Raw genomic sequence first — 18,058 nt, forward strand, 5'->3', positions numbered from 1 at the left:
AAATAGGCAACTTCATTTTGGTTTGATGAATTATAAAATTAAGTGCAACACCCAAAAGTGAACGCACAAAAAGCCCACAGCGACGTCCTCGTGTAGAATGAAGTTACGACACAAACATTCAGACGGAGGAATCGCTATGAGCTATATTCATCTTACCACAACGGAACGCGTGAAAATAGAGACGTATCTGGAGCTTGGGATGTCCATCCGGTCCATCGCGAGACGGCTCGGGCGACAGCCCTCGACCGTCTCGCGGGAAATCAGACGGAACCCCGACTACGTGGCTGAACGTGCCCAGAAACGCTACGAGAAGGCGAAGACCAACTGTGGCGCCAAGACGAAACTCGACGACACGATGCGCCGGACGATCGTCGGGAAGCTGCGTGCGACCTGGTCCCCGGAACAGATCGTCGGCCGTCTCTACACAGGAATAATTGCCTTCTCCACCATCTACCGTTGGATCTATGCGGGACGGATCGACGTGCCCCTGACCGTGCTCCGCCAGAAAGGGAAACGTCAAAAGCCGATCGCGGACCGCACCGCGGCCTCGATGGAGGGGGCGATTCATGCGGTGCACGCCGCCTTCCCGGAGGGCACGTTCAGGACGGCGACGACGGACCGGGGCAAGGAGTTCAGCTGCCACGAGAACGCCAACGGCCTCCTGCGCGAGTTCTTCCCGAAAGGATCGGACTTCGCGACGGTCGGCCAAGGAGAGATCGTGGACGCGCTCGCCAAGATCAACGGGCGGCCGAGGAAATGTCTCGGCTGGAAGACCGCACACGAGGCCTTCGCGGAGGAAGTGTTGCGCTTAATTTGACAAACCGTCCAGAGTAATTAGCTTAGTTAATAGGGGTGTTTTGCTAATGAATTATGCAGTTGACACAAGTTTATGTCATCTTGGTAAAATAAGTGCCAAATAAGTAGCCATTTCTCTTTCTTTTTGTAGATAAACATTGTTAAATCAACAAAAATTAGCAATCCATTTTATATGCTAATTGGATTGCTAAAATGTTTGTTATTTTATGTTTTGTACTATTAAACTTAACACGTTAATGATGGCACGCTACTCTGCTTATATTTATTTAGTATGAAGTAACAATTGATCTAAATCCATTATTTTAATTTTCTTTTTCGGTAACTGTTTAATCAATCCAAGTTCTTCTAGAGTAGTAAATTTACGGCTGATTGTTTCTGGTGTGGTACCAAGATACGAGGCTAAATCCTTTTTGGACATTGGTAAGATAATCGTTGGACTATTGCCACTTCCCTTTTCAATATTCTCAGCTAAAAAGGATATAATGCGGGTTTCTACATTTTCAATCGCTACTTGTGTGGTTTGTTTTTCAGAATCCTTTAAACGCATCGTTATTTCTGACAGTATTTTTAATGAGATCTGCGGATATTCCACCAAATACTTCTGTAAATCACCTCGTTTAATTAAACAAATAGATGTATTTTGTAGTGCTTCCGCATAATTCTCATGAATACTTCCAGGTTGGAAAATGGCGACTTCACCTGTAAAATCACCAGGATTTAAAATGCGAACAAGTTGTTCTTTTCCAGAATCCGATAAGCGGTAAATCCGAGCCTTACCTGAATTGATAATATATAAGGTATCATCTTCCTCATCTGCACGGAATAACATTTCCCCTTTTTTAAGATGAAGTGTCTTGGCAGATTCCGCAATCAAATCCATTTGTGAGTCTTCCAAATGGTTGAAAATGGGGACAATACGAATACATTCTGCATGTCCATGTTGGTGATGACAACATTGGTTTTGTTCCAAAATAACCTCTTCCTTTTATAAAAAGCCTAAGAGGGCATCCTAGGCTTCCTTTCTATTCACTCGATTAAGCAGGTTTTACCTTTGATTTGACAACAGGATATCCTAAGTCTTCAATCGCCTTTTCGATATCGTTAATAGCGACTGCTTCTGAATCAAAATCTACTTTTACTTTACTTGCATTGAACATTACTTTCAAGCTATCTTGATTCACACCGTTTATTCCTTTCACCGCATTTTCAATCTTTTGGAGACAAGATGGGCAAGATAAGGTTTCTAATTGAATCGTTACTTTTTGCATAAATCATTTCCCCCTTCATTTTTTAACGACCGTAAACCAATCTATTCTTTTGTTTTTGAGTTACTTTAAGCCTGATATGCTTTATCTACTTCTGATAACATCTCGAATGTGCCTCCATACGTTTCACATACATCTCCAGGAATGGTGTAGTTGTCTGTGATTTTTCGTAATTGAGCAAATTCAGCATCTAAGTCAGGTTTGTTCGTACCTGCGTCTTTTACTTTTCCACTAATTGTTTCAAACAATTCACGTACTTCAAAGGCTTCTGGGTGATTCTTACCATGGGCCCGTGTAATTGCAGTGGTGTATAAATCTAGCTTTTCAAAATGGTTTGTTATTACTTCGTTAAATGTCTGTTCAGACATTATTCATTCCCTCTTTCTTGTGGTTTTTTGGTCTTAGGCCGATTTTACTTTTGATTTGACGACTGGATATCCTAAGTCTTCAATGGCTTTTTCGATATCGTTAATGGTGATCGTTTCTGAATCAAAATCTACTTTTACTTTACTGGCATTAAATAATACTTTTAAGCTATCATGATTAACCCCGTTTAATCCTTTCACCGCATTTTCAATCTTTTGCATACAAGATGGACAAGATAATGTTTCTAATTGAATAACTGCTTTTTGCATGAATTATTTCTCCTTTCATCTTATCTTTTATTTTTTTGTTTTCCCTCTTCTTCTTTACAATTTAAGTATAGTTCAGGTTCAACGAAATGAATTTGATGCAAATCAAGTTTTAAGAAAAAGTAGGGGAGTATTTTGTTCTTCCTACCTGAATACTTCCCCTTTATCATTCATCAAGACTGCTTTCTATTAAAATTATTCTCTCAAACGGTATCGAAGCAATCTCATACCATTCAAGATGACTACTAAGATACTTGCTTCGTGAACCAACATCCCGATTGACATATTCATCCATTCACCAAATAGTAGGCTGGCAAGTAAGACTAATACCACACCAACTGCTATGGTAATGTTCTGTTTCATGTTTCTTGAAGTTGATTTTGTTAAGCCTAATGCGTGTGGTAAACGACTAAAGTCAGAATTCATTAAAACAACATCTGATGTTTCAATTGCAACATCTGTTCCACTTCCCATGGCAATTCCGATATCTGCTAAGGCTAGTGAAGGACTATCATTCACTCCGTCACCGACAAAGGCAATGATCCCGCCTTCTGCTTGCATTTTTTCGATATAAGCAGATTTTCCTTCCGGTAGCATATGACCATGTGCTTCTGTTAACCCAAGTTCTCGAGCAACTAAATCTACGGTTCCTTGGTTGTCCCCAGAAAGAACGACAAGGTTTTTGACCCCTAGTTTTTTCAGTTTTTGAAGATCTTTTTTAACACCTGGGCGGATTTGATCCCGAATACCCATCAGAACGTTTAATTCTCCGTCGACCGCAGTTAACACAAGAGAATTCCCATTTTTCTCAAAGCGTTCGACGTCTTTTTTAGCTTTTTCGCTTAATTTCACATTTTTCTTTTCCATTAAAGCTACGTTACCCACGGCTATACGATGAACACCTATTTTTGCTACAATTCCGCCACCTTTAACGACTTCGGTTTCTTCAACAGTAGAGAAAGTTATCTCGCCAATATCCTGTAGGACAGCTTTCGCTAGTGGGTGGTCCGATTCACGCTCCACACTTGCTAAATATCCTAGAACCTCTTCAGTATTTTTTCCGTAAAATTCTTTTTCGGCAACTTCAGGGTTTCCTACTGTCAATGTTCCTGTTTTATCAAAAACGATAGTATCTACTCTGCTAAAGTCATTGATAACTTCACTACCTTTTAAGAGGACACCATTACGTGCACCGTTTCCGATACCGGCAACGTTGGATACAGGAACTCCGATAACTAATGCACCTGGACATCCTAAAACAAGAATCGTGATAGCTAGTTCAATATCTTTTGAGAAAAACCAAACAATAAAACCAAGGACTAACACAGCTGGTGTATAGTATTTTGAGAATCGGTCAATGAAACGTTCTGCTTCTGATTTGGAATCCTGTGCCTCTTCCACTAATTCTATAATTCTACCAAATGTTGTATCTTCTCCAACACGATCAGCTCGAATTTGGATCGTTCCATTTTCTAAGATAGATCCTGCAAATACTTCAGAATCAACCTTTTTACTTACAGGTAGAGATTCTCCAGTAATACTTGCTTCATTAATGTGACCTTCACCAGTTAACACTGTTCCATCTACCGGAACTTTTGCACCCGTTTTAACTAATAAAATATCACCTTCGTCTACATCATCGACATCTACTTCTTCAAATTCTCCGTTTTCCATTTGCTTTAAAGCACTTTCTGGTGCCAGCTCTGTTAATTCTTTAATGGCAGAACGTGTTTTGTTCAAGGTACGCTGCTCCAAGTAAGAACCAAATAAGAATAAGAAAGTAACGATGGCTGATTCCTCATAATTTTGAATCAATACTGCTCCAATAACTGCAATGGTAACTAAAACATCAATACTGACAACTTTTACTTTTAATGCCTGATAGGCTTGGATTGCAATCGGCGCCACACCAAGAATGGATGCAATGATGAGCGACCAATTGAAAATGGCCATGTTGTCTAAGGAAAATCGTCCGAAGAATGCAAGTGCAATCAAAATTGCACTGATCAGTGTAATGGAATTCTTTTTACTTAATATATATCTTTGCATGTTGATTCCCTCCAATTTCATTTTCATTTGTATTCCTTGTTGATGACTCTAGTCTAGGATGTTTCTATGAAATAAAAATTGATTCGAATCAAGTTCTATTGTAAAAGTGAAAAATTATAAAAGAACAGCAAAACAAAACCAACTGTTTTACGGAATAACTCTTATATATTATCGAACATCGACATACAATCACAAAAATTCATTATATTGTACATTCTTTATTCAGCAGGCTTTAGAAAAGTAGTTAGTTTAAGTGTACTCTTTCACATTATCCATTGGCGTTACTCAGAATTTGCTCCAATTACTAAACAAAAGCTAATGAAGATTATGGAACAACATGATCCAGTTACCGTTTTTTTTTGGAATATCCGCCATAGGCTCAAATAGTTTGTTTAACAAACAGCTATCATCCTAATCACCTAAACAGGTAGTTTTGTTTAACATTTTGTCGCGAATGTGTGAATAACTCAACTATTTAACGAAACCCTCCAAGCTATAATAAAAAAATGGTGCTCATCCAAACACTAACAGAAAGTGTAAAAAGGGCCGTTTTGTATTTCATCATTAATTTTCGTTTATTATCTTTAAACACCAAACAAACACCAACTCTAAATCAAAAGCGCGTAAGATCGCGTGTTTTCGGGCTTTGTTCCGTATCAGTGTGAATGTTTCAAAGTATGTTCCGCCTCGGCGACTGAATAACTCGGCCACCCAAAGTAAATCGCTTCAGCAATCAATAATGAAAAGATGACTCCCATTCTTATCCGATATCGGTTTTCTAAACTCTTTAGGCCAATCAACGCCACGATAATCATACTGGTCGCCGTTCCAAACGCCGCCGAGTTTCCATACCAAGCCTCATTGACGAACATCATTCCTCCAATGGCCAATATCCCGAACATCCACCACCACTTCATCCCCATCACCTCATGCCAATTACCCCAAAAACAGGAAAATAGGCAACTCCATTTTAATTAACTCCGACCGATTCAAACGTTTGATTCCCCGGGAAAGTGGAATATCGGACAAGAGAACGGATTTTGAATGAGGAGGCATTTCATGAACATCCCAACCATCAAACTACATGACGGCTACGAGATTCCGGCAATCGGGCTCGGCACCGTTTATTTACGAGGTGAACCGGGCGTCGACGCCATCACGAGCGCTATCCGCAACGGCTATCGTCTCATCGATTCGGCAATTCGCTATGACAATGAAGGAACGGTCGGCGAAGCCGTCCGGCAATCCGGCATCCCGCGCGAGCAACTGTTTTTGACGTCCAAGCTTCGCGCCCAATACTTCGACTACGACGATGCGCTCGAGATGATTCGTGAGTCGCTCTACCGGGCGAATCTCGACTATTGGGACTTGTTCTTGTTGCATTGGCCGAACCCGAAACAAGACAAATACGTCGAGGCTTGGCGCGCCCTCATCCAAGCGAAAGAGAACGGATGGATCCGCTCCATCGGCGTCTCGAACTTTATGCCCGAGCATCTCGACCGTTTGATTGAGGAGACGGGTGAGACACCGGTCATCAACCAAATCGAGCTCCACCCATACTTCTCCCAAGTGGAGCAGCGTCAGGCTGACAAAGAGCGCGGCATCATCACTGAGGCATGGAGTCCGTTGAGCCGAGCCCGGACCGTCACGCATGACGAGACGATCGCGGAACTAGCAAGACAAAAAGGCAAGACCGTGTCCCAAGTCATTCTGCGTTGGCACGTCCAACTCGGTGTCATCCCGCTCCCGCGTTCGTCGAGCGAGTTGCACCAAAAAGAGAACCTCGACGTCTTCAACTTCGAATTGACCGAGGACGAGATGGAGACGCTCAACGCCCTGACGAAGCAAGACGGCCGCATCGATAATCAAGACCCGAGAGAATACGAGGAATACTAAAAAAGATTGAGCCGTCTGGGCTCAATCTTTTCTCGTTAAAACGCCGGAATCGCCGTTTCTTCGTAATTTTCTTCCAAGAACGCACGGACTTCGTCACTTGTGAGTGCTTCGCCGAGTTTCTGGATGGCTTCTTCATCTTTGTTGTCTTCACGGGCCACGAGTGTGATGGCGAAGTCGTTCTCGACACCTTCCGTCAAGAGGGCATCGCTCTTCGGCGTCAAGCCGAGTGGCGCCGCATAGGCCGGCGTCATGAGGACCGCATCGACGTCATCGTACGCACGCGCGAGCATGAGCAAATCGACTTCCTCGAATTTGAGGTTCTTCGGGTTTTCTGTGATATCGGCTTGCGTGTAATACGACCCGTTCTTCTCACCAAGCTTAATCACATCGTGTTGCGCGAGCAATGAGAGCGAGCGGTCGATGTTCGACACGTCGTTCGCGATGGCGATTGTCGCGCCTTCCGGGATGTCGTCCATGTTGTCATACTCTTTCGAGTAGACACCGTAGTTGGCGAAGTAAATCGGTTCGATTGGGACGAGGTTGGCGTCATTGCTGCGGTTGAACTCTTCCATGTACGGGACGTGTTGGAAGAAGTTCGCGTCGACTTCTTTTGCTGCGAGCGCTGTGTTCGGTTGGACGTTGTCACCGAGGACGACGATTTCGAGCTCGATGTTGTCTTCTGCGAGTTGCTCTTTCGCGATTTCAAGCATATCCGTCATCGGTGGGATGAGCGATGCGACTTTGAGCGTCTGCGGCTCGTTTGACGGGGCTTCCGTCGTGTTCGTTTCGGAATCGTTCCCACACGCCGCGAGGACGAGTGTGAGTGAGGCGAAAAGCGCCATTAATTTTTTCATAAGTTCTCCTTCTTTCTTTAGGTAATTAGCGTTTGTCGATGAGCCGAGCCACCGTCGTACCGGTGAACTGAATCATCTGGACGAAGACGAGCATGATCAAAATCATGTACATCATCAGCTCCGTCTTGAACTGTTGATAGCCGTAGCGGATGGCAAAGTCGCCGATGCCACCGCCCCCGACCACCCCCATGATGGTCGAGTACGAGATGAAGCTAATGATTGACGTCGTGAGCCCGAGGACGAGACCGGAACGGGCCTCGACGTACAAGAACTTGAAGATGACGTCTTTGATGGACGCCCCCATCGACACGGCCGCCTCGACGACGCCACGCGGTACGTCAAGGAGTGACTGCTCGACGAGTCGTGAGTAATGGGCGATGGCGATGATGGCGAGCGGCACGGTTGCCGCCGCCGTCCCGATGGCCGTTCCGATGATGAGCCGCGTAAATGGAATCAAAAACACGACGAGTAACAGGAACGGGAACGAGCGGACGATATTGACGATCAAGTTGAGCACGGAGAAGACGGCCCGATTTTCGAGCAGTTGCCCTTTTCGTGACAAGTAGAGCCACGTCCCGAGCGGCAGGCCGAGGAGGACGGCCGCGAGAATCGAGACGCCGACCATGATGAACGTCTCGCCGATCGATTGCCAAATCTCGGTCTGATATTGCAGGAGCACCTCAGGCATGTGGTTCACCTGCCTTCTTCAGTTGATCGACGAACCAGGACGGATTGTCGTCGATGTCTGCGACCCCACTCGGAATGACATCAATCATCTCATACACCGAACCGTCCGTCATGACGGTCACGCGGTCGCACACTTGTTTGATGACGTCCATCTCATGTGTCACGATGACGATGGTGACGCCGAGCCGCTCGTTAATCGACTTTAACACGCCGAGCACTTCAGCCGTCGTATTCGGGTCGAGCGACGACGTCGGCTCATCACATAACAAGACGTGCGGTTCGTTCGCGAGCGCCCGCGCGATGGCGACGCGCTGTTTCTGCCCGCCGCTCAACTGTGCCGGGTATTTATCTTTGAACGACTCGAGCCCGACGAAACGAAGGCACTCGAGCACCCGGGCCTCATGCGTCGAGCGCGGCCGGCCAGCCAGCTTCAGTGAAGCGGCCACATTGTCATAGACGGTCTTGTTCGCGACGAGATTAAACTGTTGGAAAATCATGCCGATGACGTGGCGCTTCTCGCGTAGCTGTCGACTCGATAAGCTCGTCAATTCGTCCCCATCGACCGTGACTTGCCCTGTATCCGGTGTCTCGAGCAGGTTCATCAACCGGAGCAGCGTCGACTTGCCGGCCCCGCTCGCGCCGATGATGCCGTAGACCTCGCCCCGCTCGATCTGAAGCGAGACGTCACGGACGGCTGCGTCGCGGCCGAACTGTTTGCTGACATTCGTTAACGTGATCATAGACGGTTCCTTTCTCTTATGGGAAAACTGGGTCAACCTCGTACCCCATTTTAGCGAACTAAAGCAAATTTGTCAGGTGAGGTGCTTCACAAAAAAAAGAACCGCACGGGGCGGTTCACTTTAACGGGTGCTGTTTGAAATGGTCAGCGATATGGCGCCGCATCGATTCACGATTTTCGGCAAAGATGCGATGCCGATGGCCGTTCCCCCCTGATGGATGGGGAAATCCGCTCACGACGCGTTCTGGCGCGATGATGCCCTTGTCGACGAGCGTCTCGACGGCCCGACGGACGTTGATGCCCATCGGCAAGATGAGTGCGTCCTCGAGGACGGCCATCTCGTCGGCGAAGCTGCCTTCGACATAAGACCGGAACAAGTCCGTCTTCAACATGTCTGGACTCGACCCGTTGTAGTTCTTCCCTTTATAGAAGACGGGATACGGTAGCACCGCCGTATTCTGCACAAGATGGTTCGCCTCGCCAAATAAGTCGAGCGTCGTCGGGAGACCGAGGTGGTGATGCAACTCCAAGTCGTCGAGCATCGTCACCAAGTTCTTGCGGATCGGTCCCGAGAAACTGCCCCGTTGTTTGACGGCTCGGAGCGCTTCCTCGTCGGGCGCGTCCGCCAAATCGCGGATGGCCTCGAATGATTGCCGCATTTGATACAGTCCTGGCGTAATCCCTGCTATGACGACTTTGGCCTGCGGGTTAACGTATTCGAACGGTGCATAGTAAATCGTGAGTTGCTTGTTCGGGTCCTCCTCGAGTAAGAACGGTTCACTCTTCAGTGTCGCTTCCTCCAGGTCGGGCAGTTCGAGAATATGTTGTTTATAGCGTTGAAACAAGTCAGTACGTGTCGGCATGAAAGTCCCTCCTCTGTTTTCCTGTTCCCCAAACCGTCAAATCCTATCAGAGAATGGTGAACTCGTTTCGCGCATTGACGCGACACATCGGCTTTTGTATAGTTAGGAACGACAAAAACGAATAGGAGTGACCAATTTGACTCCAACAGAACCGACGACACGACTTCTCGATCTCCTCAGTGAGCGACATGACCAAATCCGTCGCATCAGCGAACGGGCTTGGAACGAGCAACATGACATCTACATCTCCAACTCCGAATGGTACGTGCTCGCCCGCATCTATAAGACGAAGCCGACCATTGCCGAAGTGACACGCAACGTCCACATCTCCCGCCAAGCGATCCATAAGCTCATCAAGAACTTGAAAGCCAAAGACCTCGTCACGGTGACCGATCATCCGACGAGTCGAAAAGATAAATGTATCGAGCTGACCGAGCTCGGAGTCCGTTGCTACGAACAGAACGAAGCACTGAAAGCCGAACTCGAACAAAAAATAGCCGAATCACTCGGTGACGACGCATTCCGACAACTGAAAATGTTGTTGAAAGCCGACTGGAATTTGTAATCTCTCCTAACGATTGGGAGAGATTTTTTTGTGTCATATCTCACCTCAAATGTCAACCGAGTTGACATTTCGTGTCATGAACTACTATACTTGATGAAAGGAAGAGGTGATCGATTTGTTCAAAACTGGTGATTTAATCATCTATTCGACCCACGGAGTTTGCCGCATTGACGACATTTCCGACATGACGGTCGCGGGTGAGACGAAGTCGTACTACACGCTCCATCCCATCAATAACGCACAGAAGTTGCAAATCAGTATCCCCGTCGATAGTGATAAAGTGATGATGTTGACGCTCCTTGAAGCGAAAGAAGCAAAAGAGATCCTCGAATCGTTCCGCTCGCCGGGTGTCGAATGGAATCCCCATCCGAACAACCGCAATCGCGAATTCTTGAACGTCGTGCACTCGGGTAACCGTCACGACATCGCTCAAGTCATCAACACGCTTGCTCGCCGCCAAAGCGAAGCTATCTTGTTGAACAAGAAGTTATATGAACAGGACCGCAAGATTCTAGAGAACGCTAAAACGATCCTCGTGAAAGAACTTTCGCTCGCGCTTGAATTGTCGGAAGAAATTATCGATCAACAAATTGCTGCTTATTTGAGCGAAGAACCTGTCGCCACTACTTGATTGGCCCCTTCCGTGCGAAGAGGTCTTTTTTTATTGTTCAAAGACGGCCAGCACCTGTTCTTTCAGCGGTTGGAAGCTATGTCCGACATGTCCGTGGTACATAAAATGCTTGGAGCAGAAAATCGTCCCGATTGTTCCATCTTCGTACGTGAAAGTAATTGGGCCGGCTGCAATCCAGTCCACTAATCGCACGTTCGAATCGAAGGTTACGGATGGGTTCAGTTTTTCTATTTCCAAAAACGCCAGCAATTCGCCAAGTGCTTGCTTACTGTGGACAATCAACACGTTAGGTTTGTAGTGGAAGAAAACCCTTTTGAAGATTTGTGCACCGTATACTGCCGCTTGTTTATTTTTTGGTAAAGACAAGCATTTTGCAGATTTTGTAGGCCATGCATTCATGTTCGTTTCAACCACGTTAATCACTCCGCTAGATTTGGCCTCCAAATCTTTCACGAATGCGTTCAAACCGACCCGCGTCTTAGAGAGTCGTGATTTTCCGTCTCGGATTCGAAGCGTCTGCATCCGTTCCATGAATCGACTTCGATTATAAATCAGATCGATATATTCGCTAGTATCTTCGAAGTCTTTCACTTTCATAGGTGTGGCTGGATTGATGCCGACGACAAATACATTCCCTCTTGAATCCGGAGACTCAACAACAAACGGTCTAAAATAGGAGTCTTCCTCTTTCAGCTGAACCAGCTCCTCCATGTTCTTCTGCATCACTAATCCCCCTCCTCATTCCTTCTCAATAATGATGTCTTCCGCGAGCCCTGTGTTATTGATTTTCTTATACTGATCATACACATCCGCCACATCAACAAGTTCTTCGGAATCCACAAGCAATGTCTTCGACCCTTTTTCAATCAAGAGAAGTGGATGGTCTTTGAATTTGATTTGTTCAACCACATCATTCGCATGTGAGATTAGAAGCGTCTCTGTTGTCGGTCTCATGCAACGCATTTCCCAGCGGTCAAGCCATTCTAACACTTGTCTCGTTTCCCATTCGACATCGAACAGGATGGCAACAAGGATATAGTGATCCGCATGCCTCATCAGGACTGCGAAACAGTCGCCCAACTGGATACATTCCGTCTGTGCGATCTCCATATGGTCTTCGTAGTTAGGGACCACACAATACTCGAAACAGTCCGGGTACTCTCGAAGTTTGTTGACATAATCACCGTATTTTTTACGCTCCCATTCAGAAAGAATGATTTTATTCATGCAGCACCTCCTATTTTTATGTAGACTCCTACTTATTTTTAACCAATATATGGATTAATTGTCTTACAATCAAGAAGAAAAAGCGAGAATATGAACATATCCTCGCCTGTACTCGCTTAATTGTGGACGACGCCTTTCTCTTTCAAGCCGAGCGCCATTGCTGTCGATTCGTGAATCGTCTTGAACAGTTCCGGGTGATCGGAGAGTGAGACGCCATAAGAAGGCACCATCTCTTTGATTTTCGGTTCCCATTCCGGCATCCGGTTCGGGAAACACTGCTCGAGCACTTTTAACATGACGTGCACGGCCGTCGAGGCTCCCGGTGACGCACCAAGTAGTGCTGCGACCGATCCGTCTTCGGCGCTGACGACTTCCGTTCCGAACTGGAGCGTCCCTTTGCCGTCCGGCGTGTCTTTAATGACTTGGACTCGTTGTCCGGCGACGACGATTTCCCACTCCTCGTTCTTCGCCGTTGGGATGAATTCGCGAAGCTCGTCCATCCGTTTGTCATGCGACAAGAGCACCTGTTCAATCAAATATTTTGTGAGCGGCATCTCTTTCGCCCCGGCCGCGAGCATCGTTACGACGTTGTACGGTTTGACCGATTGGATAAGGTCGAGGTTTGAGCCCGTCTTCAAGAACTTCGGCGTAAAGCCGGCGAACGGTCCGAACAACAACTCTTTGCGCCCTTCGATGAAGCGCGTGTCGAGGTGCGGCACCGACATCGGCGGTGCGCCGACTTTCGCTTTGCCGTATACTTTCGCGTTGTGCTGTTCGATGACGTCACGGTTCTTACAGACGAGGAACAGACCACTCACCGGGAATCCGCCGATATGCTTCGACTCCGGGATGCCCGTCTTTTGAAGGAGTGGCAGACTGCCTCCACCGCCGCCGATAAACAGGAACGGCGCCGTGTGCGTCTCAATCGTGTTCGCCTCGATATCTTTCACTTTCACTTCCCACAATCCGTTCGCTAACCGTTTCACGTCCTCAACGCTATGCTTGTAATTGACCTCGACACCTTGGCCGGTCAAATGATCAAACAGCATCCGTGTGAGCGCACCGAAGTTGACGTCGGTACCTGAATCGATTTTCGTCGCCGCGATCGGCTCATCGACGGAACGTCCTTCCATGACGATCGGCATCCAGTCACGGAGTTGTTCCGGGTCATCCGATAAAACCATTCCTTCAAACAACGGATTATTTGTTAGCGCTTCCAAACGTTTCTTCAAGAAGTCGACGTCTTTCTCACCTTGGACCATGCTCATATGTGGAATCGAACGGATGAACGCTTCCGGGTTTTGAATCAAGCCTTTATTGACGAGATGCGCCCAAAACTGACGCGAGATTTGGAACTGCTCGTTCACGTTGATCGCTTTCGAAATATCGAGCGTACCATCTGGCTTCTCGGTCGTATAGTTCAACTCACAGAGGGCGGCATGTCCCGTCCCGGCGTTATTCCATTCGTTCGAACTCTCTTCCCCTGCACTTTCGAGCTTCTCAAACACTTTGACTTCCCACTCTGGTACGAGCTCTTTAAAAAGCGACCCGAGCGTCGCACTCATGATACCGGCACCAATCAAAATGACGTCTGTTCTCTTTTGAACACTGCTCATGAAAACCCCATCCTTCTCCCCTGGATTTGTGTATGAGACGATTCGGTAAATCCCCATTCGCCGACTCGCCCCGTTTATAATTGTTATATTGATTATAACGCTTTTGTGATGTTTGATAAGGGTTAAGTACGGAAAACTTTTAGAGTTTCTCCCTTAGACAACTCTCAGTAACTAGAGATGTTATGATGAGTGCAACGAATACTGAAGAGAATGAGGTTGCTATGATGAAAAAGAAAGTAAAAGTGGTTGCAGCAGTGATTGAAAATGAAAATCAAGAAATCCTTTGCGCCCTTCGCTCAACAAATATGTTGATCCCAAACATGTGGGAGTTCCCTGGTGGAAAAGTTGAAGACGGTGAGAATTTGCAAGAAGCACTTGAACGTGAGATTTCTGAAGAGTTAGCTTGCGAAATCACTGCGCACGAAGTGATTAATGAACATGTACATGAATATGAAACGTTCATCATTCAATTGATTTCATTGCGTGCTGAGTTAAAATCAGGAACGCCTACCGCGACAGAACACGATGCGTTAATTTGGTTAAAACGCGATAACTTACATTCCCTTGTGTGGGCCCCAGCAGATATTCCTGCCGTCAACGACGTCATTAATCAAACGACAAAAGCCGAGAACGTGTAACAATCACGTCTCGGCTTTTATTAATGCGTTTGTTCGTGTAAGTAGTCGTAAATTTGCTGATCGACACGTTCTTGGAGGAGTAAGTTCATCGTAACAACAGACAATTCCTGTCCGTCTTGATTCAGCATTGTCGTATCTTGAACAGATTCGCGATCCGGTTTGACTTCACCCAAATAGTAGAAATCTCCGCCTTCATCATCATCCTTTTTCACAAAGAGATGAATATCGATTTCTCTTTCCTGTGCCTCAATGATTTTACGTACTTCTTCCGATTTTGTCGTTCTTCTGCTTCTCGTATACCAATGAAACACTTCTGGATTAATAAAGGAGTCTCCATAATTGACGCTAGCTTCAACGTCTTCACCCTTATGGTACGTGACAAAAATCGGACAAGTTTGATGTTTTATTTTGTAGCCATATATCGTCGATTGTTCTTCTTTATCCCAATTTAATAGGCGGCAAGCATCTTTCCTCGTGTACTTTTCAAGTCGGGTTAATGGTTTTGTTTGATCATATCGTTGACCTCTAGCTAAGGAAGCTGTTAATACATCTTTAAACAGCTGAGTGAACCATTCATCTTTTAATAAAGAGTGCATATGAGATGAGAATCTATACACCTCACCTTCCCAAGAAATTAAGGCGTGTCCTCCATACTTCAATCGATCAGCATCTTTAAAGAAGTTTAGTGATAATACGTTTTCTAAAGAGTGAATGGTAGTTTTATCACTTCGTATGCCCTGCTCACGCAAGCGATGAATAAAATCTTGTTTGTTCAAACTTTCCTGCTCCAACAGAAGTTGCATTAACAATGCCTCATGTACTCGTTTTCCTGATAATAACTCTTGGGTCACCATCAACAGAACTTTCGAATGAATGGAAGGAAGATCAGGGAGATCAGGCTCCACTATATTCAAAAAGGCACCGTAATGACCCTTCTTTGTTCCAATAACAATTGGATCCATTGAATAATGTTCAACAAAATCACTTAGCATCGGAGGTCGGCCTAAACGGTTTTTCAAATTGTGATAAGCCTCTTTTAACACTTTTAAGTCCGTTAGTTTTGCTTGATTAATCGATTCGTAAATTCGCTCTTTTGCGATGGCTTCAAAATTAATGGTCGACGTGCCAGAAATATAGCTACGATCGATTACTTTTCTCCGAATCGAATCTTTATTTTGAGAGCGGTCTCCGGATAAAGCGATTGGAATCAAATAGTTATTTTTGTAGTTAGCAATGAAATCGATAACGGTCACGTATTGTTTTGAGCTGTGTTTTCTTAATCCCCGTCCTAGTTGTTGAATAAAAATAATACTTGATTCTGTCTGTCGCAACATGACGACTTGATTAATGCTTGGAATATCAATACCTTCGTTGAATATATCAACTGTTAAAATGTAATCTAGACGACCCTCTTCCAAATTAGTCACTTCAACTCGTCTCTTTTCTTGCGAATCATCTCCCGTTAAAGCACATGTTCTAAAACCTCGATGATTCAATTCCTCAGAAAGTCGTTTCGCTTCTCGTTTTGAACTACAGAACATCAAACCACATAAACGCTCTCCAGAAAAACCATAGTAATCAATCTTCTCGATAATCCGTTCTACACGTTCCTCTGACACGAGCTGAGTGAATACATCAAACTCAACTTGATTTCCACTCACTTCAAGATCTGTCACTCCAAAATAGTGGAAAGGACACAACATGTCCTCTTCAAGCGCTTCTTGTAACCGAATCTCATATGCAATGTTGTAATCAAACAACTTAAATAAATCATATCCATCTGAACGTTCAGGAGTTGCTGTCATTCCTAATAAAAATTGTGGTGTGAAATGTTCTATAATTCGTTGATATGTAACCGCTCCTGCTCGGTGACTCTCATCAATCAATACGTAGTCAAATGCGTCTCGGTCAAACTGATCTAATGTTTCTTGTTTAGAAATTGTTTGGATCGTTGCAAAGACATACCTGGCCCCCATTGCTCGGCTCGAACCTGACAGGATACCAAAATCACTTTCATCACCACCAATGACTCGATGAAAATCATTCTTTGCTTTTTGCAAAATCTGTTCGCGATGCACTACGAATAGCATTCGCTTCGGTCGATAGCGACGAACATCAAAAGCGGCTAAATATGTTTTTCCCGTGCCCGTCGCTGATACGACGAGCGCTCTTGTATTTCCATGCGCACGAACGGCCTCAATCCCACTTAAAGCTGCTAGTTGCATCGAATTAGGTTCTACCTGTAACGCTTCTTTTAATCGATTGACTCCATACGAGTCTGGAAATTCAGCTACACGTTCTCCGAAGACTGGACGATACGAACGTTCGTAAGCTGAAATCCATTCAAGTGTCAATGGAACTGAAACACTCCACATTTCTTCAAACTGATCGAGGAAGTGTCCGACAATTTCTCCATTCTCGTGAGAGGTCAACTTCAGATTCCACTCGTAATTTGTCTTTAACGCTCCAGACGTCAAATTAGAACTTCCAACAATTAATGAGTAGTACTCTTCATGTTGAAAAATGTATCCCTTAGAGTGGAATGCCTCAACTTCTGAAATGCGAATATCTACATTCTTCAGTTTTAATAGTTCTTTAAAGACTTTAGGTTGATTAAAGTATTGGTACGTTGAAGTCATGATTTTTCCACGGATACCTTTATCATGTAAGTCGGAAAGCGTAGATTTTAACGTAGCTAAGCCAGCTTCCGTAATAAACGCAACAGAGAATAAGAAAGATTGGCATCCCTTTAGTTCGTCTAGAAGTGAAGTAAGTACATCTTGTCGTTTATGTTTTTCATTCATTAATAACTCAGGTTTAAATGGACTCACGTGATGATGATGCTTATCAATGAACCCTTTTTCTAACGAATTTTTGAGTTGTTCTGTAAAATGAGTCATACATACCTCCAACATGATTTATACTAAATTCAAATAATTTCAATACCAGTATTTTATTTTACATATATTTCATTATTATCTTCTGCATAAAAATGATCAAGGAGGAACTTTATGTCTGCGTTCTATCTCATCCGTCATTGCTCGGCGACTGGCCAAGAGCCGGACGCCCCACTCACTAAAGCCGGCAAACAACAAGCACTCGCCCTCGCTGACTTCTTTCGAGACATTCCCGTCGACCGCATCATCTCGAGCGACTATACGCGAGCCGTCGCCTCGATCACTCCGGTCGCCACGTCTAAGCAGTTGACCATCGAGACGGAGCCGAAGTTGCGCGAGCGTATCCTCTCGCTCGAACCGCGCGACGATTGGTTCGAGTTGCTTCGTCATTCGTTCACTGACGCCTCGTTCCGTGTCCCGGGTGCCGAATCGGGTCAAGAGGCGACGGATCGGATTTTGAGCGTCATCGAGCCACTTGACGATGTAACCGGCACGACCGTCCTCGTGACGCACGGCAATCTCCTCGCGCTGCTACTCCAATATGTGGATAACCGCTTCGACTTTGACACGTGGCGCAATCTGAGTAATCCCGACGTCTATCACCTCAAAATTGTGGATAACTCTTGGTACGTGGAACGTGTCTGGTCTGTCCCTGCCTGTGGATAACGTTATCCATAGAAAAA

Annotated in this window: 20 protein-coding genes; 6 read left to right on the forward strand and 14 right to left on the reverse strand. The window is 45.4% G+C overall.

From position 1 onward, the window contains the following. Positions 1–136 precede the first annotated feature (136 nt). Complete coding sequence (locus KNP74_RS09570) at positions 137–817, forward strand: helix-turn-helix domain-containing protein (protein ID WP_131472012.1); 681 nt, start codon at positions 137–139, stop codon at positions 815–817. Between the two features lie 261 nt (positions 818–1,078). Here the strand turns inward: KNP74_RS09570 and KNP74_RS09575 are convergent, their stop codons facing one another. The 6 genes from KNP74_RS09575 to KNP74_RS09600 form a co-directional block, all read right to left on the reverse strand. Further along, on the reverse strand, positions 1,079–1,786 hold the full coding sequence (locus tag KNP74_RS09575) for a Crp/Fnr family transcriptional regulator (RefSeq protein ID WP_251130138.1): 708 nt from the start codon (positions 1,784–1,786) through the stop codon (positions 1,079–1,081). A gap of 64 nt (positions 1,787–1,850) precedes the next feature. Next, entirely contained in the window at positions 1,851–2,084 is a 234-nt protein-coding gene (locus tag KNP74_RS09580; RefSeq protein WP_214764137.1) for a heavy-metal-associated domain-containing protein, read from the reverse strand. Positions 2,085–2,149: 65 nt separating this feature from the next. Next, positions 2,150–2,449 (reverse strand): iron-sulfur cluster repair di-iron protein, ric, encoded by a 300-nt coding sequence (locus tag KNP74_RS09585; protein ID WP_128123856.1) that lies wholly within the window; start codon positions 2,447–2,449, stop codon positions 2,150–2,152. 33 nt (positions 2,450–2,482) lie between these two features. Next, positions 2,483–2,716, reverse strand: a complete 234-nt coding sequence (locus KNP74_RS09590) for a heavy-metal-associated domain-containing protein (RefSeq protein ID WP_029333960.1) — start codon at positions 2,714–2,716, stop codon at positions 2,483–2,485. 192 nt (positions 2,717–2,908) lie between these two features. Beyond that, positions 2,909–4,762, reverse strand: a complete 1,854-nt coding sequence (locus tag KNP74_RS09595) for a heavy metal translocating P-type ATPase (RefSeq protein WP_214712453.1) — start codon at positions 4,760–4,762, stop codon at positions 2,909–2,911. Between the two features lie 656 nt (positions 4,763–5,418). Next, positions 5,419–5,679, reverse strand: a complete 261-nt coding sequence (locus KNP74_RS09600; protein WP_214764138.1) for a hypothetical protein — start codon at positions 5,677–5,679, stop codon at positions 5,419–5,421. 142 nt (positions 5,680–5,821) lie between these two features. Between KNP74_RS09600 and KNP74_RS09605 the strand changes: the two genes are divergently transcribed. Continuing rightward, entirely contained in the window at positions 5,822–6,658 is an 837-nt protein-coding gene (locus KNP74_RS09605) for an aldo/keto reductase (protein ID WP_131472018.1), read from the forward strand. 35 nt (positions 6,659–6,693) lie between these two features. Here the strand turns inward: KNP74_RS09605 and KNP74_RS09610 are convergent, their stop codons facing one another. The 4 genes from KNP74_RS09610 to KNP74_RS09625 form a co-directional block, all read right to left on the reverse strand. Further along, the gene (locus KNP74_RS09610) at positions 6,694–7,512 is read right to left on the reverse strand and encodes a MetQ/NlpA family ABC transporter substrate-binding protein (protein ID WP_214764139.1); all 819 of its coding nucleotides are present in this window, start codon (positions 7,510–7,512) and stop codon (positions 6,694–6,696) included. A gap of 25 nt (positions 7,513–7,537) precedes the next feature. After that, positions 7,538–8,200: a methionine ABC transporter permease gene (locus KNP74_RS09615; protein ID WP_029596402.1), complete on the reverse strand. Its 663-nt coding sequence runs from the start codon at positions 8,198–8,200 to the stop codon at positions 7,538–7,540. Then, positions 8,193–8,939 carry a methionine ABC transporter ATP-binding protein gene (locus KNP74_RS09620; RefSeq protein ID WP_214764141.1) on the reverse strand — a complete coding sequence of 249 codons (747 nt, stop codon included), beginning with the start codon at positions 8,937–8,939 and terminating at the stop codon, positions 8,193–8,195. The genes KNP74_RS09615 and KNP74_RS09620 overlap by 8 nt, the downstream gene beginning before the upstream one ends. Before the next feature lie 115 nt (positions 8,940–9,054). After that, entirely contained in the window at positions 9,055–9,801 is a 747-nt protein-coding gene (locus KNP74_RS09625) for a hypothetical protein (protein ID WP_214712462.1), read from the reverse strand. Positions 9,802–9,937: 136 nt separating this feature from the next. Here KNP74_RS09625 and KNP74_RS09630 point away from each other — a divergent pair, with 136 nt between their 5' ends. Both KNP74_RS09630 and KNP74_RS09635 read left to right on the forward strand, forming a co-directional pair. After that, positions 9,938–10,366, forward strand: coding sequence for a MarR family winged helix-turn-helix transcriptional regulator (locus tag KNP74_RS09630; RefSeq protein ID WP_131472028.1), 429 nt, complete (start codon positions 9,938–9,940; stop codon positions 10,364–10,366). Between the two features lie 106 nt (positions 10,367–10,472). Continuing rightward, positions 10,473–10,997 (forward strand): CarD family transcriptional regulator, encoded by a 525-nt coding sequence (locus KNP74_RS09635; protein WP_131472030.1) that lies wholly within the window; start codon positions 10,473–10,475, stop codon positions 10,995–10,997. Between the two features lie 30 nt (positions 10,998–11,027). On the opposite strand, the gene KNP74_RS09640 is transcribed toward KNP74_RS09635, so the two are convergent. The 3 genes from KNP74_RS09640 to mqo all read right to left on the reverse strand — a co-directional run bounded on the left by KNP74_RS09640 (position 11,028) and on the right by mqo (position 13,840). Next, positions 11,028–11,720 (reverse strand): hypothetical protein, encoded by a 693-nt coding sequence (locus tag KNP74_RS09640; RefSeq protein WP_138860205.1) that lies wholly within the window; start codon positions 11,718–11,720, stop codon positions 11,028–11,030. A gap of 15 nt (positions 11,721–11,735) precedes the next feature. Continuing rightward, a complete protein-coding gene (locus tag KNP74_RS09645) occupies positions 11,736–12,224 on the reverse strand; it encodes a hypothetical protein (protein WP_138860206.1) in 489 nt (162 codons plus the stop codon). A gap of 116 nt (positions 12,225–12,340) precedes the next feature. Further along, complete coding sequence (mqo, locus tag KNP74_RS09650) at positions 12,341–13,840, reverse strand: malate dehydrogenase (quinone) (protein ID WP_214764142.1); 1,500 nt, start codon at positions 13,838–13,840, stop codon at positions 12,341–12,343. Positions 13,841–14,064: 224 nt separating this feature from the next. Here mqo and KNP74_RS09655 point away from each other — a divergent pair, with 224 nt between their 5' ends. Next, positions 14,065–14,478 (forward strand): (deoxy)nucleoside triphosphate pyrophosphohydrolase, encoded by a 414-nt coding sequence (locus KNP74_RS09655; RefSeq protein ID WP_214712469.1) that lies wholly within the window; start codon positions 14,065–14,067, stop codon positions 14,476–14,478. A gap of 20 nt (positions 14,479–14,498) precedes the next feature. Here KNP74_RS09655 and KNP74_RS09660 read toward each other — a convergent pair whose 3' ends face one another. Continuing rightward, a complete protein-coding gene (locus tag KNP74_RS09660; protein ID WP_214764143.1) occupies positions 14,499–17,378 on the reverse strand; it encodes a DEAD/DEAH box helicase in 2,880 nt (959 codons plus the stop codon). Between the two features lie 111 nt (positions 17,379–17,489). On the opposite strand from KNP74_RS09660, the gene KNP74_RS09665 reads away from it, so the two are divergent. Beyond that, positions 17,490–18,041: a histidine phosphatase family protein gene (locus KNP74_RS09665; protein ID WP_214764144.1), complete on the forward strand. Its 552-nt coding sequence runs from the start codon at positions 17,490–17,492 to the stop codon at positions 18,039–18,041. The last annotated feature ends 17 nt before the right edge of the window (positions 18,042–18,058 follow it).

Source organism: Exiguobacterium sp. s141, assembly GCF_018618085.1.
GTDB lineage: Bacteria > Bacillota > Bacilli > Exiguobacteriales > Exiguobacteriaceae > Exiguobacterium > Exiguobacterium mexicanum_A.

Bases quoted from the DNA above. Each gene is read 5' to 3' on its own strand.
- KNP74_RS09590 (WP_029333960.1), bottom strand. From the start codon at position 2,716: ATGCAAAAAGCAGTTATTCAATTAGAAACATTATCTTGTCCATCTTGT.
- KNP74_RS09655 (WP_214712469.1), top strand. From the start codon at position 14,065: ATGAAAAAGAAAGTAAAAGTGGTTGCAGCAGTGATTGAAAATGAAAAT.
- KNP74_RS09610 (WP_214764139.1), bottom strand. From the start codon at position 7,512: ATGAAAAAATTAATGGCGCTTTTCGCCTCACTCACACTCGTCCTCGCG.
- KNP74_RS09595 (WP_214712453.1), bottom strand. From the start codon at position 4,762: ATGCAAAGATATATATTAAGTAAAAAGAATTCCATTACACTGATCAGT.
- KNP74_RS09570 (WP_131472012.1), top strand. From the start codon at position 137: ATGAGCTATATTCATCTTACCACAACGGAACGCGTGAAAATAGAGACG.
- KNP74_RS09580 (WP_214764137.1), bottom strand. From the start codon at position 2,084: ATGCAAAAAGTAACGATTCAATTAGAAACCTTATCTTGCCCATCTTGT.
- KNP74_RS09585 (WP_128123856.1), bottom strand. From the start codon at position 2,449: ATGTCTGAACAGACATTTAACGAAGTAATAACAAACCATTTTGAAAAG.
- KNP74_RS09660 (WP_214764143.1), bottom strand. From the start codon at position 17,378: ATGACTCATTTTACAGAACAACTCAAAAATTCGTTAGAAAAAGGGTTC.
- KNP74_RS09645 (WP_138860206.1), bottom strand. From the start codon at position 12,224: ATGAATAAAATCATTCTTTCTGAATGGGAGCGTAAAAAATACGGTGAT.
- KNP74_RS09615 (WP_029596402.1), bottom strand. From the start codon at position 8,200: ATGCCTGAGGTGCTCCTGCAATATCAGACCGAGATTTGGCAATCGATC.
- KNP74_RS09620 (WP_214764141.1), bottom strand. From the start codon at position 8,939: ATGATCACGTTAACGAATGTCAGCAAACAGTTCGGCCGCGACGCAGCC.
- mqo (WP_214764142.1), bottom strand. From the start codon at position 13,840: ATGAGCAGTGTTCAAAAGAGAACAGACGTCATTTTGATTGGTGCCGGT.
- KNP74_RS09605 (WP_131472018.1), top strand. From the start codon at position 5,822: ATGAACATCCCAACCATCAAACTACATGACGGCTACGAGATTCCGGCA.
- KNP74_RS09665 (WP_214764144.1), top strand. From the start codon at position 17,490: ATGTCTGCGTTCTATCTCATCCGTCATTGCTCGGCGACTGGCCAAGAG.
- KNP74_RS09600 (WP_214764138.1), bottom strand. From the start codon at position 5,679: ATGAAGTGGTGGTGGATGTTCGGGATATTGGCCATTGGAGGAATGATG.
- KNP74_RS09625 (WP_214712462.1), bottom strand. From the start codon at position 9,801: ATGCCGACACGTACTGACTTGTTTCAACGCTATAAACAACATATTCTC.
- KNP74_RS09640 (WP_138860205.1), bottom strand. From the start codon at position 11,720: ATGCAGAAGAACATGGAGGAGCTGGTTCAGCTGAAAGAGGAAGACTCC.